The sequence below is a fragment of the Pseudomonas sp. CFII68 genome, from assembly GCF_000416195.1.
GTDB classification, from domain to species: domain Bacteria; phylum Pseudomonadota; class Gammaproteobacteria; order Pseudomonadales; family Pseudomonadaceae; genus Aquipseudomonas; species Aquipseudomonas kilonensis.
In genome coordinates this window covers 1-349 of the sequence record NZ_ATLN01000005.1, presented here as the reverse complement: position 1 = coordinate 349, position 349 = coordinate 1, and the positions used below count along the sequence as shown (strand labels likewise).

General features: G+C 62.5%; 1 protein-coding gene. It reads left to right on the top strand.

Going from position 1 to position 349, the window contains the following annotated elements:
• On the top strand, positions 1-349 hold a 349-nt coding region (locus tag CFII68_RS25675; RefSeq protein WP_018599975.1), incomplete at both ends, for an RHS repeat protein.

Genomic DNA, 349 nt, shown 5'->3' with positions numbered 1-349 from the left:
ACCTGGCGCTACAACGCCTACGGCAAGGTCACCGCCGAGCGCGATGAACAGGGCCGTCTGACCCGCTATGAATACGCCGACGACCTGCACCTGGTCAGCCGTCGCCTGAACCCCGACGGCAGCGAGCTGAAGTACCGCTACGACTCGGCGCGGCTGTTGCTGACCGAAATTGAAAACGAATCCGGCGAAAAATATCAGCTGGACTACACGCCCAACGGCTTGATCCGACAGCAAGTCGGCTTCGACGGCCAACGCACCGCCTACGCCTACGACCTCAACGGCCACCTGCTGGAAAAAACCGAGCACGGCGAGGACGGTTCGCAACGGCTCACCCAGTACCAGCGCGACG